Raw genomic sequence first — 15,449 nt, 5'->3', positions numbered from 1 at the left:
GCCTAGCTGTATGGCTATTAATCAACCCAAAGGCGAGCAAGTTGCCTCGTCGCCCTTGTTCAAAGGTTTCTTGAGCAAAGCAGAAAGCTACTTGCGCCAGCCGTTGCGCATTAAGCAACTGCTCAGCGACGCTTACCACAAAGCCAGCGAGAAAAAAGAGCTCGGCCATTTGGCCCAAGAGGCCTGGGAAAGCCTGCAAACCCTATTCCGACTGGTGCGCTCGGCCGCTTCGGGCGAATACCACGGCGTGCCCACGCCTACCGTGCTTGGGGCCGTGGCGGTGCTCATCTATTTCATGAGCCCGATTGACCTCGTGCCCGACTTCATTCCGGTGGTCGGCTTGCTTGATGATGTGGCCTTGTTGGCATGGTTTACCAGCACCCTCAAAAACGAAATGGACAAGTTTGAAGAATGGGAGCGTACGCGCGCCCAGCCCTTGGCCGCCGGCAGCAACCTAGGCGCCGAAAAAGCCGCCACCGACCAACCCCTATCGGGCACGGCCGCCGCGGCCCAGCACCTCGAGAAAGCCGAGCACAGCGTAACCAGCGGCTCGTTTGTGGAAAACCCTGAGTCGGCGAAGCGCGCCGGCCGTGCCGATTTACCGGGCGGCTCGCAGCCCGACCCAGCCAACCAGGTAAGCGAAGCCTACCCCGAGGGCAGCGTAACCAACGCCCACCACCCCGACCTCGACATTAAGCCCAACCCCAACGTAGAGGGCGCCAGCACGGCCGGCAGCCGCGACCCCAAAAGCGGTGGCATGCGTGGCGGCGATACCGGCGGCAACGTACGTTAAGCCAGTCAGCAGGTTCCTTTACGCAACAGGCCCGCATACCTCCGGAGGTATGCGGGCCTGTTGCGTAAAGGAACCCTAGGTGCGCGGGGTGCTATTGGGCTTTGGAGCCCCCTAGGTGCGAGGCCACGTAGCGCACAAAGTCGCGCACGGTGTTCAGCGGCACTTCGTCGGGAATGGTGATGTGGAAGCGACGTTCGAGTTCCAAGATGATGTCTACCACGTCAACCGTATCGAAACCGAGTTCGCGGCTGAGGTTGCTGGATACACGCAGGCGGTTCGGCTTGATGGCTTTACGCTTGCTGATGATGCGCAGCACTTGTTGTTCGATGCTGGCGGGGGCGGCGGTAGTCGTTCGGGTTAACATGGCGTGAAACGACGAAAAGAACGGAAAGAGGTAAAGAAGATTGCCCGGTTCGGCTCCGACGTACGGCCGAGCGGCCATATGTCGGAGCCATTTCAGGCGCAAAAGGTTGCAAGCCTAGCAGTTAGTACTCGGCCAGAATCGCGGGCGTGGCAGCCGATACCTCCTCGGCATCAACTTCCTGCGGCACACTAGCGTCGGGGTCTTTGCCGCTAAGCTTGCCCTTCAGGGTTTCGCTCAGCAGGTACATCACCGGCACCACCACCAGGGTGATTACCGTAGCGAAAACCAGACCGAAGATGATCGTCCAGGCCAGCGGACCCCAGAACACCACCGACTCGCCGCCGATGTAGAACATGGGGTCGAAGGCAGCGAACATCTCGTAGAAGTCCACGTTCAGGCCGATAGCCAGCGGAATCAGACCTAGGGTAGCGGCCGTGGCCGTCAGAATTACCGGGTTCAGGCGGGTGCGGCCGGCCAGCACAATGGCTTCGCGCATGGGCATGCCTTGGGCGCGCAGTATGTCGGTGAACTCCACGAGCAGGATGCCGTTTTTCACCACGATACCCGCCAGCGCGATGATGCCCACGCCCGTCATCACGATGCTGATGTTCATGCCCGTAATGGCCAAGCCCCAGAACACGCCGGCAATCGAGAACAGCACCTCCGAAAGGATGATAACCGGCTTGCTGAACGAGTTGAACTGCACCACCAGAATCAGGAAGATCAGGGCCAAAGCACCGAGGCCGGCAATAGGCAAGAAGTCGGAAGTTTCCTTCTGGTCTTCCTGCGCGCCGCCCATTTTAATGGTGTAACCGGCCGGCGTGGGGTAAGCCTTGAGGGCCGTTTCGATGTTGCGTACCACATCGGGGCCGGTAAAGCCGCTAAGCACGTTCGACGAAATCGTGATAACGCGCTTCACGTCCTTGCGCTTGATGCCGCCGTAGGTGGTACCGTATTTTACGTCGGCCACCGACGAAATCGGCACTTGGCGCATCTGGCCGGTCGCGTCGCGGAAGGTCAGCGGGGCGTTCAGGATGGCGTTTACGTCTTCGCGGTAGGGCTTGGCGTAGCGCACCTGAATGGGGTACTCGTCTTCGGGCGTCTTGAATTTGCTGGCTTCCGAACCGTAAATAGAGGTACGCACTTCCATGCCGATCTGCGCCGTGCTGATGCCCTCGCGGTTGGCGCGGGTACGGTCGATGTTCACGGCAATTTCGGGGTTGCGGTCTTCCAGGTTCGAGCGCAGCTGCTCAATGCCCCCGATGTTTTTCGAGTTGATGTAGCGAATCACGTCCTTCGACAGCGCAGCCAGCTGCGGGTAGTCGTCGCCGGCTACCTCAATGGCAATTTCTTTGCCCGTGGGCGGGCCGCTGGATTCTTGGTCAACCGAAATTTCGGTGCCGGGAATGCCCTTTACCACCTCCCGGATTTTGTCCATGTAGGTGCGGGTGCTCGGGCCCGTCCGCTCGCTCAGCTCCTTGAAAGCCACCGCCACTTTGGCCAGGTGCGACTGCGACACGCCCGTAGCGGAAGCCTCGCCGGGGTCGTTGGCGCCAATGGCCACGTTGGTAATCACCGATTCGACATCGGGGTTGCTCTGCCCGATAACGCCGTAGATGCGCTTTTCGAGAATGCGGGCCACCGAGTCGGTTACCTCTACGCGGGTGCCCACCGGCATGCGCAAGTAGGTGTACACAAATTTCGGGTCGCCTTTCGGAAAGAAGTCGACCTTGGGCTGGCGCATGCCCACGGCCACAAACGAGCCGATGAACAGCACCAGCACGCCTAGCATCACCAGCACCGGGTGGCCAATGGCCCAACGCACCAGGTTGGCGTAGCCGTCTTGGAAGCGCGGCAGGGCTTTCGTCTGGAACCAGGCAATCCCTTTGTTGAACACGAAGATGTTCAGCCAGATGAAGGCCGCAATAAACAGCGACAGGTTGCCGATGAAGTGGCCATGCTCTTTCAAGAAACCCGGCGACTCGGCTCCGGCTGCTACGGCCGCAGCGCCTTCGGCCTCGGCTGCGCTGTGGCCGCCGATACCCACGAGGTTGAACAGGATGCCGAAGCCCACGAGCACCGCCGTCCAGATCAGCAGGTTGCGCGTCACTTTGGGTTTGCTGTGCTCGGCGTGGTGGTCTTCGCGCTCCATGAACGACACGGCAAATACCGGGTTCATGATGAAGGCCACGATCAGCGACGACATCAGCGTCAGAATCAGCGTGACGGGCAGGTAGAACATAAAACTACCCACAATGCCTGGCCAGAACATTAGCGGCACAAACGGCGCCACGGTGGTGAGGGTACCGGCCAGTACCGGCACGAATACCTCGCCGGCGGCAAACTTGGCGGCCTTGGCCGTGCTCAGGTTGGGGTGCTCGTGCAGGATGCGGTGCGTGTTCTCGATTACCACAATGGCGTCGTCGACCACGATACCTAGGGCCAGCAGGAAGGCGAAGAGCACGATCATGTTCAGGGCGAAGCCGAACATGGGCAGCACCACAAAGGCCAGGAACATCGAAATCGGCACCGACAAGCCCACGAACAGCGCGTTGGTGGTGCCCATGAAGAACATCAGAATCACCGTTACCAGGATGAAGCCGATGATGATGGTGTTGATCAGGTCGTGGAGCGTTACGCGGGTGTCGTTGGAGGTGTCGCCCGTGATGGTCACGCGCAAGTCGCCGGGCAGCGTCTTCTTCGACTCGTCGACCAGCGCCTTGATCTTATCGGACGCATCGATCAGGTTTTCGCCCTGGCGCTTGATGACGTTCAGCGTGATGGAAGGCTTGCCGTCGAGGCGCGCGTACGATTCGCGGTCCTTGAAGGCATCTTCCACGGTGGCAATGTCACCTAGGCGTACGGCGGCGCCGCTCAGGTTTTTCACCTGGATGTTGGCAATGTCGGCGGCGTTGGCGTACTGGCCGGCCACGCGCACGGCGCGCTTCTGGTTGCCTACGTCAATTGAGCCGCCCGAAATCGTAATGTTTTCGCGGCCAATGGCATTCTGAATGTCCATGAAACCAAGCCGCGCGGCGCGCAGCTTGTACATGTCCACATCCACGTTCACTTGCTGCTCCAGGGCCCCGATGATGTCGACGCGGGTGATTTCGGGCAGGGCCTCGATCTTGTCCTGGAAGTCGTCGGCGAGTTTTTTGAGCTGCGAGGCGGGCAGGTTGCCGGCCAGGTTAATCTGCATAATCGGCAGCTCCGACAGGTTAACCTCCTGCACGGTAGGCGGCGAGGGCAGGTCGTTGGGCAGCTCGTTCTGGGCCTTGTCAACGGCGTCCTTGATGAGCTGCTTGGCGTACTGCACGTCTACGCCGGAGTTAAACTCCACGTCCACGATGCAGTAGTCCTGGTTCGAGGTCGAGTTGATCTTCTTCACCCCGTTCACCGACTTGATTTCCTTCTCGAGCTGGCGCGTAACCAGGTTCTCGATGTCGGTTGGCGAAGTGCCGGGGTACACCGTGGCCACGATAATGCGCGGAATCACGATGTCCGGAAACTTCTCCTTGCCCAGCTTGATGTAGGCAAACACACCCGCCACGCACAGCAACAGCGTGATGATGTATATACTCGTTTTGTTGTTGATGGACCAACTGGTGGGCCCAAACTCTTTTTGTATATCCTGCATGAGAAGTCAGAAGCTAGGATGTGATATATCTCGGGCGGTGCGGCTCCTGGGTTAGGCCTAGGTGCCTAAGCGCCACGCCAGTCCGCCAGCTTACCCGGCTGCGCCGGCAAGGGCCACCGTTTGGCCCTCGTTGAGGTTCTGGTAACCCGCCGAAATCACTTGGTCGTTGGCTTTCAGGCCGCCGGTGATTTCCATTTTGCCGTTGTAGGTAGCGCCGGTTTGCACCACGCGCTTGGCGGCAATCTTCTTCCCGCCTTTGTCTTCTATAACAAACACGTAGCTGTTTTCCTCGTCGCGCTGCACCAAGTCAACGGGCAGTACCGTGGCCTGGGCTTTGTTGTAGTTTTGGATGCGCACGGTAGCCACCATGTTGGGTCGCAGCTGCTGGGCTTGCGCACCGTTGAGGCGCAGCTCCACGGAAAAAGTGCGGCTGGCCGGGTTGATGGTGCGGCTCACGGTGCGCACCGTCGAAGGAATATCGGCGGCCCCTAGGTCGGGGATGCTCACCAGGGCCTTGTCGCCGGCCTTGATGTTGGCCGCGTAGTTTTCCGATACATCGGCCACAATCTTGTTGCCGGCACCGCTAACCAAGCGCACCACCGGCATGCCGGGGTTGCCCATTTCGCCCACTTTGGCGGGCACATCATCCACTACGCCGCTGAACGGGGCCACCACGTTGTACATGGCGCGCTGGCGCTGCTGCGTAGCCAAGCTGCGCTGCAGGGCTTCGTAGTTGTTTTTGGCTTGCAGGTACTGAATCTCGGTGCCGATTTGCTGTTTCCAGAGGCGGTCCTGCTTTTCGAACACGGTGCGAGCCAGCTCGAGGCGGGTACGCAGCTCGGCAATGCCCGATTCGAGCACGGCGGCATCTTGGGTAGCCAGCACTTGGCCGCGGCTTACCCGGTCGCCGCGCTGCACGCGGATGTCGGTAATCACGGCCGGCACGCGCGGCGACACGTTGGCATTTTCGTCGAAATCGGCGCGGCCCTGCACCTCGAGGTAGCTGGTAAAGCTTTCCGGCTGCACGTTGATAACGGAAACAGGCGTGGCGGCTACCGTGGCAGGCTTGGCGCCGCCCTTGGCCTCCAGCTCGGCAATTTTGGCTTGCGTGGCGGCCTGGTCTTGCTTCAGCTTGGCCAGCTCGGCCTGCGGATCTTTTTCGCCGCCGCAAGAGGCCAGAAAAGCCAGGGCCAGCACAGCAGCGGCCGAAGTAGTTGATTTCATGGTACGAGTGGCGAAAAACAGCGTGCGGTTAGCGAAAGCCTGCTGAAAAGAACGTTTCATGGTTGACGTGTTCGCGGGGAGCGTTTGCATGGAGGATCAGGCGCTAACCGCCCTATTTGCTCGGCGTCGAGAGCGAGCCCGACGCTTTGTTGAAGTCTACTTTCGCTACCAGCACATCATACAAGGCAGCGTAGTAGTTGGTTTGGGCCTGGCGCAAATCGGTTTCGGCCGTAATCACCTCCAGGTTAGAGCCTACGCCTTCCTGAAACTTGATTTTGGCCACGCGCGCCACGTTGGTGGCCAGCTCGAGGTTGGCCTTTTGGTTAGCCAGCACGTCGAGAGAGTTTTGCAGGGTGGTCTGGGTTTGAGCCCGCTGCAAATCGATGCTTTGCTGCAGCGTGGTGAACCCTTTGTTCACCTGCTCCAAGGCCAGTTTGCCCTGCTCGATGCTGTATTTCTTGCGGAAGCCGTCGAACACGGGGATTTGCAGCTGCAGGCCAATGCTGCCGAAGCCAAACCAGTTTTGGTTGCGGAAGCCCTGCTCGTTGGTGGAGTTGGTGCCGCGAAATTCCATCAAACCACCTAGGGTGCGGTCGGAACCGTTGACGCCGTAGCTGCCCACCAGGTTAAGCGAGGGCAGGTAGCCCGCGCGGCGGTTGCGCACGTCGAGCACGGCCAAATCGCGCTGGGTTTCCAGCACCGAATACTCCACGCGGTTGCTGTAGTTGAAATCGGTGCTAAGGCCGCTTTGCAGGCGCTGGCGCTCGGCTTCGGCATCCACCACGGCGCCGTCGAGTTTATCGGTCAGTTCCACGGGCTGGCGCTGATCGAGGCCCATCTGGAACTTTAGCAAGGCCACGCTTAGCTCCACGAGGCGCTGGGCGTTTTGCTGCTCAATCTTGAGGTTGTTTACCTGCACTTGCAGGCGGTCCACGTCAAGTTTCTCCACGAAGCCCTCTTTGTACGTTTGCTTGGTTTGATACAGCAAAGTATCGAGGCGCTGCACGTTGCGGGCCAGCAGCTGCAACCGCTCGCGCGCCACCAAGGTGCTGTAGTAGGCTTTCGACACCTGCTCCATCACCTCAATTTCGCTTTGCTGCGTTTGCTTCACCGACAGGGCCTCGTACACCTTGGCTGCTTTCAGACCTAGGAGGTACGAGCCGTTGAACAACAGCTGCGAAGCCTGCACGCCGGCGTTGCCCTGCCACTGCAGGCCAAAGGCGAACGGCTGCGGCGGAATGGCCGGGCCCTGGCGGCTGGTTAGTACCGCCTCCTGCCCGTTTTGGGCCTGGTTTACCTCGGTTTGCGTGAGCACGGTTTGCTGGTTGGGGAAGCTTACCAGCGCCTTTTGCAGCTTAAAGTTGTCGGTAACAGCAACGGCCCCGTTGATTTGCGGCAAACCCGCCGAGCGGATTTCTCCTACCCGCGCCTGCGCTACCTTCTCGTTAATCCGAGTGGCTTGCAAGGTCGATTTGTTCTGCAACGCATAATTAATGGCCTGCTGCAAGCTTAAAGCCATGGGGGTGCTGGTGGCCACCGGCTGCCCCGTGGAGGGAGTTTGCGCCGAGAGCGTGGGCATCCCCAGAAAGCCCGGTGCCGCTACAAGCAGCAGTAGGCGAAACGCTTTTTTCATTGCGAGATGGTATAGGAGTTGAGAGCGAGAGACTTACTTCGTTTCTTCTTCGACTTCTTCCGTTACCTGGCGGTACTGGTTGATGAGGCGGTGCCCCTTGACGGTACAGATGCCGTAGAGGTAGTGCTCGACGGTGGCTAGGTGCAGGCGCTGCAGCTCAAATTGCCGCGGCGGAAACACGCGTCCGTCGAACATCAACTCGATTTCGGCCAGGCGCAGGCGCGCCAACACCTCCACGTCGAGGTCGGCGCGAAACAAGCCTTCCCCGATGCCGCGGCGCAGGTTGTCGACGATTTTGGTGAGGATGAACGTGTTCTTGTGCTCCTCGAACAGCGCCCACGCCTCGGGGTAGTACTTCTGCAGCTCATGAAAAATGCTCGGGTGCACCGTCGAGAGCATTTGCTTGTGCCACTGCATCAGGTTGAACATCTCCTCCAGGGCGTTGCTGCCGGTGGCAAACACCAGCTCGCAGGTCGATTCTTCGTGGCCCAGGTGCTGCTGCATGGTAGCCAGCACAATCTGGTCTTTGTTATCGAACCACTTGTAGAGCGTTTTCTTCGACATGCCGAGCTGCGCGGCAATGTCATCCATTGAAACACTGCGGATGCCGTTGCGCATGAACAGCTCAACTGCCGCCTGCAGAATCCGATCCTTGATTTCCGTACTCACGTCGCAAAGGTACAATGGAAACTTTAAGTGAACCCAAAGTTTCCATTATTTTTTCGCTATTATTCTGGATTGGTCGGGTGCCTTGCCGAGGCCGACGCGGCCGACCGGGTTTTACTTTACCGGCGCGGCTATTTTTTTGCTGTAGCCGCGCTCTACGGCTTGGCTCGGCGGTACGCTCCCGGCTCCGTACCTTGGAGTCGCTTTTTTACCATATTGCCTGCTCACATGAGAATTCGCACCGGCTTCGGCTACGACGTGCACCAGCTCCGCGAAGGCCTCCCTTTTTGGCTCGGCGGCATTCAGATCGAACACACCCACGGCGCCCTAGGTCATTCCGACGCCGATGTGCTCATCCATGTTATTTGCGACGCGCTGCTGGGCGCGGCCAACCTGCGCGACATCGGCTTTCACTTTCCCGACACCGACCCGCAATACAAGGGCATCGACTCGAAGCGCCTGCTGGCCGAGGTGATGCGCCTGCTGCGCGAGCGGGGCTACGAGGTAGGCAACATCGACTCGACGATTTGCCTGGAGCGGCCCAAGGTGAACCCGCACATCCCCGCCATGCAGCGCGTACTGGCCGAGGTGATGGGCATTCCGGAAGACGACATCTCCATCAAAGCCACCACCACCGAAAAGCTGGGCTTTGTGGGCCGGCAAGAGGGGGTGGCCGCCTACGCTACGGTCCTGATTGTGCGAGCTTAACGAAAGCACCTAGGGCCGGGCAACCTTGCGGTTAGCCGAGCGTCTTTGCTTCGCAAACTTCTGATTCACTCCTTAATTCACTCACCCTTTTCCCACAAGCAGCGCGGTGCGCTGTCTGCCTATGTCACACAAGTCTTTTTACGCGCTGCTTTTGGCTGCTTCGGTAGTTGCCGGGCCCGCTGCGGCGCAAGATGCACCCAGCGGCAAACGCAAGGTGAAGGTTAAGCACAAGTCGGAGGCTCCGGCGGCCACTGCTGCCCCCGCCGCGGCTGCCGCTCCGTCCGCCGCCGCTGCCCCCGCCGCTGACTTGGCCACTACCTACGCCGGCACGATAACGCAGGACGATTTGCGCAAGCACCTAACGGTGCTGGCCTCCGACGCGTACGAGGGCCGCGAAACCGGCGAAAAAGGCCAGAAAATGGCCGCCGACTACCTGGCCAAGCGCTTTCAGGAGCTGGGCCTGGTAGGCCCCGTGAAAGACTCCGACAACCCCTACATGCAGCACTTCACGATGGAGCGCAGCACCTGGGCCGGCGGCGCTACCCTGAAGGTGGGCGGCCAAACGTTTAAGTGGATGGAGGATTTCTACGCCTACGGCGGCTCGCCGTTTGAGCAGGAAACCACCGTGCAGCCGGTGTTTGCAGGCTACGGCATCGAGCAAGATGGCTACTCCGACTACACCGGCCTCGATGTGAAGGGCAAGGACCTGATCATCCTGATGGGCGAGCCGACCAAGGACGGCAAAGCCCTGCTGGGCAAAGACGGGGCCGCCAGCAAATGGGGCAACGACTACCGCGCCAAAGCCGCCATGGCTACGCAAAAGGGCGCCCGCTCGGTGTTTTTCGTAAGCTTCAACCCCAACGACAACTTTGGCAAAACGGCTGCTCGCATGGCTCCTTACTTGAGCCGCCCGAGCATCAGCTTTGTGGATGCCAAGAAGGAACCGCGCGCCGCTACGTTTTTCGTATCGCCGGCCCTAGGTGCCAAGCTGCTGGGCACCACCGATGCCAACGTGCGCAAGTACGAAACGAGCGTGAGCGCAGCCGGCAAGCCTGCCAAGGCAAGTTTCAAGCCCGCTAAGTTTGCCATCAGCGCGCCCAAAAAGCGTGAGAAATTCACGACCGAAAACGTGTTGGGCTACCTCGAGGGTACCGACAAAAAGGACGAGCTGATTGTGGTATCGGCCCACTACGACCACATCGGCATCATCAACGGCGAAGTACACAACGGCGCCGACGACGACGGCTCGGGCACGGTATCGGTGCTCGAAATGGCCGAAGCTTTCGTGAAGGCCAAAGCCGAGGGCCACGGCCCGCGCCGCAGCATTTTGTTCCTGACGGTAACGGGCGAAGAAAAGGGCCTGCTGGGCTCGGAGTACTATTCCGACCACCCCGTGTTTCCGCTGAAGCAAACCGTAGCCGACCTGAACATCGACATGGTAGGCCGCACCGATAAGGAGCATGAAGGCAAGGGCGACTACGTGTACGTGATTGGCTCGGATAAGCTCTCCTCGGAGCTGCACAAGATTGTGCTGGCCGCCAACGAGAAGAACGGCGCCATGGACCTCGACTTCCGCTACAACGACCCGAACGACCCGAACCGCTTTTACTACCGCTCCGACCACTACAACTTTGCCAAGCACGGCATTCCGGTGGCGTTCTTCTTCAACGGCGTGCACGACGATTACCACGGCGCCAAAGACGAGGTGGAGAAAATCGAATTCCCGAAGATGGAGAAGCGCGCCCGCGTGGTGTTCCATGCGGCTTGGGAACTGGTAAACCGCGACAACCGCATCGCGGTCGATTCGAACAAGCCCTAGGTGGCGTTGGGTAATCGATAACCGACAACGGGCAAGGCAGGCTCAGCATAGTAGTACGCCACTGGCTACCGAGCACCTTGGCCGTGGTTATCGGCTGCTTACCACAACGGCCCGGCTGGTTTTACACCGGCCGGGCCGTTGCACTTGGTAGGCGCCGCTGCCCTGCTGCCCTCAGCAATATCTCTCAACAGCAACCATATTTCCTTATGCACAAACCTCAACTCTATGCCTTGGCAGCAGCTTTGGGCTGGGCGGCCCTAGGTGGCGCGCCGCACGCGCTAGCCCAGAGCAAAACCAAAGTCAAGACGAAAACCAAAACCGAAAAAGCCGCGGCCACGGCTACCGACTGGGCGGTAAACTACGCTGGCACGATTACGCAGGAGGACCTGCGCAAGCACCTGACGGTGCTGGCCTCCGACGCGTACGAGGGCCGCGAAACCGGCGAGAAAGGCCAGAAAATGGCCGCCGACTACCTCGCTAAACAGTTTGCCGCTCTGGGGCTAACCGGCCCGGTGCAGAACTCCGACAGCCCGTACCTGCAACACTTTACGCTGGAGCGCAACCACTGGGCCGCCGAGCAGATGAAGCTGCAAATTGGCAAGCAGCAGTACAAACTGCTGCAAGACTACTTCATCAGCAGCGACTCGCCGTTTTCGCAGGAAACCACCCTGCAACCGGTGTTTGTGGGCTACGGCATTGAGCAAGACGCCTACAACGATTACGCTGGCCTGGATGTGAAGGGCAAAGACCTGATTGTGCTGGCCGGCGAACCAACCAAGGACGGCAAGCCCATGCTAAGCACCGATGGCAAGCCCAGCAAGTGGGGCCTCGATACGCGGGCTAAGTCGGCGCTGGCTACGCAAAAAGGCGCCCGCTCGGTGTTCTTCATCAACCCCGACGCCGAAAAGTTTGCCCAGAACCTTGCGCGCTTTATGCCCTACCTGAATCAGCCGCGCATGGGCTTCCCGGGCAAAGCGCAGGTGCAGTCGCCTAGGGCCGCTACGTACTTCATCTCGACGGCCGCTGGCTACGAGCTGCTGGGCAGCAACGCTGAGGGCGTGGCCAAATACCAAGCAGCGGTAGCCGCGGCTGGCAAGCCGGTGAAAGCTTCGTTTAAACCCGCGAAGGTGGTAGTACGCTCGCCACGCAAAACCGAAACCTTCGCCACCGAAAACGTGATGGGCTACCTCGAAGGCACCGACAAAAAAGACGAGGTGCTGGTGCTATCGGCTCACTACGACCACCTAGGCATCCGCGACGGGAAAGTATACAACGGCGCCGACGACGACGGCTCGGGCACGGTATCGGTGCTGGAGCTGGCCGAGGCGTTTGGCAAGGCAAAGGCCGAAGGGCACGGCCCGCGCCGCAGCATTTTGTTTTTGGCCGTAACGGGCGAGGAAAAGGGCCTGTTTGGGTCGGAGTTCTACACCGATAACCCGGTGTTTCCGCTGGCGCAAACCATTGCCGACCTGAACCTGGACATGGTAGGCCGCACCGATGACAACCACAAACCCGGCGACCAATACGTGTGCTTGGTCGGTTCGGATAAGCTCTCGTCGGAGCTGCACGCCATCAGCGAGGACATGAACAAGAAGTACACGCAGCTGGAGCTCGACTACCGCTACAACGACCCCAAAGACCCCGAGCGCGTGTACTACCGCTCCGACCACTACAACTTCGCGCGGCACAAAATTCCGGTTATCTTCTACACCACCGGCGACCACGCCGACTACCACCAGCTAACCGACGACGTGGAGAAAATCGAATTCCCGTTGATGGAAAAGCGCGGCCGTTTGGTGTTCCATACCGCTTGGGAGCTGGCCAACCGCGACAACCGCCCCGTCGTTGATTCGAACAAGCCCTAGGTAACCATTGGGGCAAGCGGAGGTTGGCTACTAAACGCCGCCTGAGATGCGCCTGATAACTGCGAACTAACCGCTGGAAGTCTGCCGAGAAATGAACTCTCGGCAGACTTCCGCATTTTTATAGTCGCAATTGCTGCTGATTGCTCCGATTTGTGCTGCCATGACTACTAAAGCATCCCAATTCCTGGTCGACTCCGATTCGAAAGCCTTCGACCTGGAGCACCGCCGTAAAATCCGGTTCAACATTGGCAAGTACAACACGGCCGTGCAGCAAGGCCTCGAGTGGTACCGCGACCATGAGCTGGCCCGCTCGCGCGCTGCGTACCGCAAAGCGCAAATCGTCAACAACCTCGATCAGTACCTGCTGCAATGGGAGGAGACCTTCACCCGGCGCGGCGGCAAGGTTATTTGGGCGCAGGATGCCAAGGAAGCCCTCGTTGAAATTGGCAAGATTGTGCAGCGCCGCCGGGCCCGCACCGTGGTAAAGGCCAAGAGCATGACCACGGAGGAAATTCACCTGAATGACTACCTCGAGAAAAACGGTGTTGAATCGGTGGAAACTGACCTAGGCGAGTACATCGTGCAGCTGAATGGTGAGCGGCCCTACCACATTGTAACGCCGGCCATGCACCTGAGCAAGAAGGACATTGCAGACATCTTCGTGAAGCACCTGAAGATTGCGCCCACCGACGATGCCCAGCAGCTGGTGTACACGGCGCGCAAACTGCTGCGCAACAAGTACACCTCGGCCGAAATCGGCATTACGGGCGGCAACTTTTTGGTGGCCGATGTGGGCGGCGTAGCCGTAACCGAGAACGAAGGCAATGCCCGCCTCTCGGCCGCGTTTCCGCGCACGCACATTGCCATCGTAGGCATCGAAAAGCTCATTCCCACGCTGCAAGACCTCGACTTGTTTTGGCCCTTGCTCAGCACCAGCGGCACCGGCCAGCAGCTCACTGTATACAATACGGTGTACCTAGGGCCGCGACAGCCGCTCGAGAAAGATGGCCCCGACGAAATGTACGTGGTGCTGCTCGACAACGGCCGCACCAACCTGCTGGCCCAGCCCGACAAGCGCGAGGCGCTGCAGTGCATCCGGTGCGGAGCCTGCCTGAACGTGTGCCCCGTGTACAAAAACATCGGCGGCCACACCTACGAGGCTACCTACTCCGGCCCCATTGGCTCCGTGATTACGCCGCACCTAGCCGGCTTCGAAGACAACAAGCACCTAAGCTACGCCTCTTCGTTGTGCGGGGCGTGCACCTCGGTGTGCCCGGTGCGCATTCCCATCCACAACATCCTGTTGCTCAACCGCCAACAAACCGTGCGCGAGCACCACAACGACGCCGACGAAGCGCGCGGCATTAAGCTGTGGCTCTACGGCATGAAGCACCGTTGGCTGTGGGGCATGGCCCCGCTTTCGGCCAAACGCTGGGTGCTAAACCGCTTGCTGGGCCAAACCGGCTGGAACAAGCGCCGCGAAGCCGTGCAACTGGCGCCCAAATCGTTTCGGCAACTCTGGAAAGAGCGGCAGCCGTAGCCTGCCGACCCGCGCCGGTGCCCGGGTTACCTAGGCGCTTTGGGTGCGGCAGCCAACCGCCCGCCGGCCGGCCCGTACAACCTCGGCAGAATATATACGGCGGTGTTTTATGCTGATTGATTGGGCCTTACGGGGAGCGGTGCTGCTGGCAGGCGCCGCGGTGGTGATGTACACGCTGTCGGCGGCCATTCGGGCGTTCATCATGCCGCGCAACGAGTCGGTGCTGCTCAGCAATTGGGTGTTTCGGGGGGTGCGGCTAGTGTTTTATATGGTGGCAGCCCTAGGCCGTACCTACGCCCGCCGCGACTGGGTGCTGGCGCTTTACGCACCGGTGGCGCTGGTGCTGCTGCCCATTGCTTGGTTGGCCTTAATTGCCCTCGGCTACACGGGCATGTTTTGGGCCGTGGGCGAAGGCTCGTGGGCCTTTTGCTACAAGCTCAGCAGCAACAGCCTGCTTACGCTCGGCTCCCTGGAGGCCAACAGTTTGGTGGGCTCCTTTTTATCCTACTCCGAGGCTACCTGGGGCCTGCTGCTGATGACGCTGCTTATCTCCTACCTGCCCACCATTTACCAGGCGTTTTCGCGCCGCGAGCTGGTGGTAGCTCAGCTCGAGCTGCGGGCCGGCGCGCCCAGCTCGGCCACCAACCTAATTGTGTGGCTAAACCGCGGCGGCAGCTTGCTCGACGACGACCACGAGTGGCGCGCCTGGGAAGAGTGGTTTGTGCAGATCGACGAAACCCACACTTCGTTGCCGGTGCTGTCGTTTTTTCGCTCGCCCCAGCCGGGCCGCTCCTGGATTGCCTCGGCCGGCATTTTGCTCGATGCCGCCGCGCTCATTATCAGCGCCGTCGATCAGCCGCGCAGTAATCAGGTCGAAATTAGCTTTAAAGCCGGCTGCCTGGCTGTAAACCGCGTGTACCGCTTTTTTGAGCAACGCGCCCGCAGCAAGCCCTCCGAATTGCTCGGGCCCACCGACGCCCTTGAAGAGCCCAGCCGCCGTGAGTTTTTGGAGGCGTACAAATGCTTGCAAGCGCACAATGTGCAGCTGCACCCCGACCCGGACGCGGCCTGGCGCCGCTACCATACCCTGCGCGGCCGCTACACAGAGGCCGTAACCTTCTTGGCCAAGCTCCTCACCGCTCCGGATGTAAAAACCGTGTAGCGGCACCTAGGGCGCAACTAAAAACAAAGCCCCACCGG

General features: G+C 60.0%; 11 protein-coding genes. 6 read left to right on the top strand and 5 right to left on the bottom strand.

Features of this window, described 5'->3' with window-relative positions:
• Positions 1–10 precede the first annotated feature (10 nt).
• Positions 11–793 carry a YkvA family protein gene (locus D3Y59_RS15020; protein ID WP_119445786.1) on the top strand — a complete coding sequence of 261 codons (783 nt, stop codon included), beginning with the start codon at positions 11–13 and terminating at the stop codon, positions 791–793.
• Between the two features lie 91 nt (positions 794–884).
• Here D3Y59_RS15020 and D3Y59_RS15015 read toward each other — a convergent pair whose 3' ends face one another.
• The 5 genes from D3Y59_RS15015 to D3Y59_RS14995 form a co-directional block, all read right to left on the bottom strand.
• On the bottom strand, positions 885–1,157 hold the full coding sequence (locus tag D3Y59_RS15015; protein ID WP_119445785.1) for an acyl carrier protein: 273 nt from the start codon (positions 1,155–1,157) through the stop codon (positions 885–887).
• 121 nt (positions 1,158–1,278) lie between these two features.
• Complete coding sequence (locus D3Y59_RS15010; protein WP_119445784.1) at positions 1,279–4,794, bottom strand: efflux RND transporter permease subunit; 3,516 nt, start codon at positions 4,792–4,794, stop codon at positions 1,279–1,281.
• 90 nt (positions 4,795–4,884) lie between these two features.
• On the bottom strand, positions 4,885–6,078 hold the full coding sequence (locus tag D3Y59_RS15005) for an efflux RND transporter periplasmic adaptor subunit (protein ID WP_240410388.1): 1,194 nt from the start codon (positions 6,076–6,078) through the stop codon (positions 4,885–4,887).
• A gap of 52 nt (positions 6,079–6,130) precedes the next feature.
• Positions 6,131–7,651, bottom strand: a complete 1,521-nt coding sequence (locus D3Y59_RS15000; RefSeq protein WP_119445783.1) for a TolC family protein — start codon at positions 7,649–7,651, stop codon at positions 6,131–6,133.
• A 33-nt stretch (positions 7,652–7,684) separates the two neighbouring features.
• A complete protein-coding gene (locus tag D3Y59_RS14995; protein ID WP_240410387.1) occupies positions 7,685–8,320 on the bottom strand; it encodes a TetR/AcrR family transcriptional regulator in 636 nt (211 codons plus the stop codon).
• A gap of 225 nt (positions 8,321–8,545) precedes the next feature.
• On the opposite strand from D3Y59_RS14995, the gene ispF reads away from it, so the two are divergent.
• The 5 genes from ispF to D3Y59_RS14970 all read left to right on the top strand — a co-directional run bounded on the left by ispF (position 8,546) and on the right by D3Y59_RS14970 (position 15,411).
• Entirely contained in the window at positions 8,546–9,025 is a 480-nt protein-coding gene (ispF, locus tag D3Y59_RS14990) for a 2-C-methyl-D-erythritol 2,4-cyclodiphosphate synthase (RefSeq protein WP_119445782.1), read from the top strand.
• Positions 9,026–9,146: 121 nt separating this feature from the next.
• Positions 9,147–10,844, top strand: coding sequence for a M28 family peptidase (locus tag D3Y59_RS14985; protein WP_119445781.1), 1,698 nt, complete (start codon positions 9,147–9,149; stop codon positions 10,842–10,844).
• 206 nt (positions 10,845–11,050) lie between these two features.
• Positions 11,051–12,709 carry a M28 family peptidase gene (locus tag D3Y59_RS14980; protein ID WP_119445780.1) on the top strand — a complete coding sequence of 553 codons (1,659 nt, stop codon included), beginning with the start codon at positions 11,051–11,053 and terminating at the stop codon, positions 12,707–12,709.
• Positions 12,710–12,869: 160 nt separating this feature from the next.
• Positions 12,870–14,249, top strand: a complete 1,380-nt coding sequence (locus tag D3Y59_RS14975) for a LutB/LldF family L-lactate oxidation iron-sulfur protein (protein WP_119445779.1) — start codon at positions 12,870–12,872, stop codon at positions 14,247–14,249.
• A gap of 109 nt (positions 14,250–14,358) precedes the next feature.
• Positions 14,359–15,411: a hypothetical protein gene (locus D3Y59_RS14970; RefSeq protein ID WP_162910819.1), complete on the top strand. Its 1,053-nt coding sequence runs from the start codon at positions 14,359–14,361 to the stop codon at positions 15,409–15,411.
• The last annotated feature ends 38 nt before the right edge of the window (positions 15,412–15,449 follow it).

The organism is Hymenobacter oligotrophus (assembly GCF_003574965.1).
GTDB classification, from domain to species: domain Bacteria; phylum Bacteroidota; class Bacteroidia; order Cytophagales; family Hymenobacteraceae; genus Solirubrum; species Solirubrum oligotrophum.
Note: the sequence above shows the minus strand (reverse complement) of the source record. Positions and strands in the feature narration are given on the sequence as shown.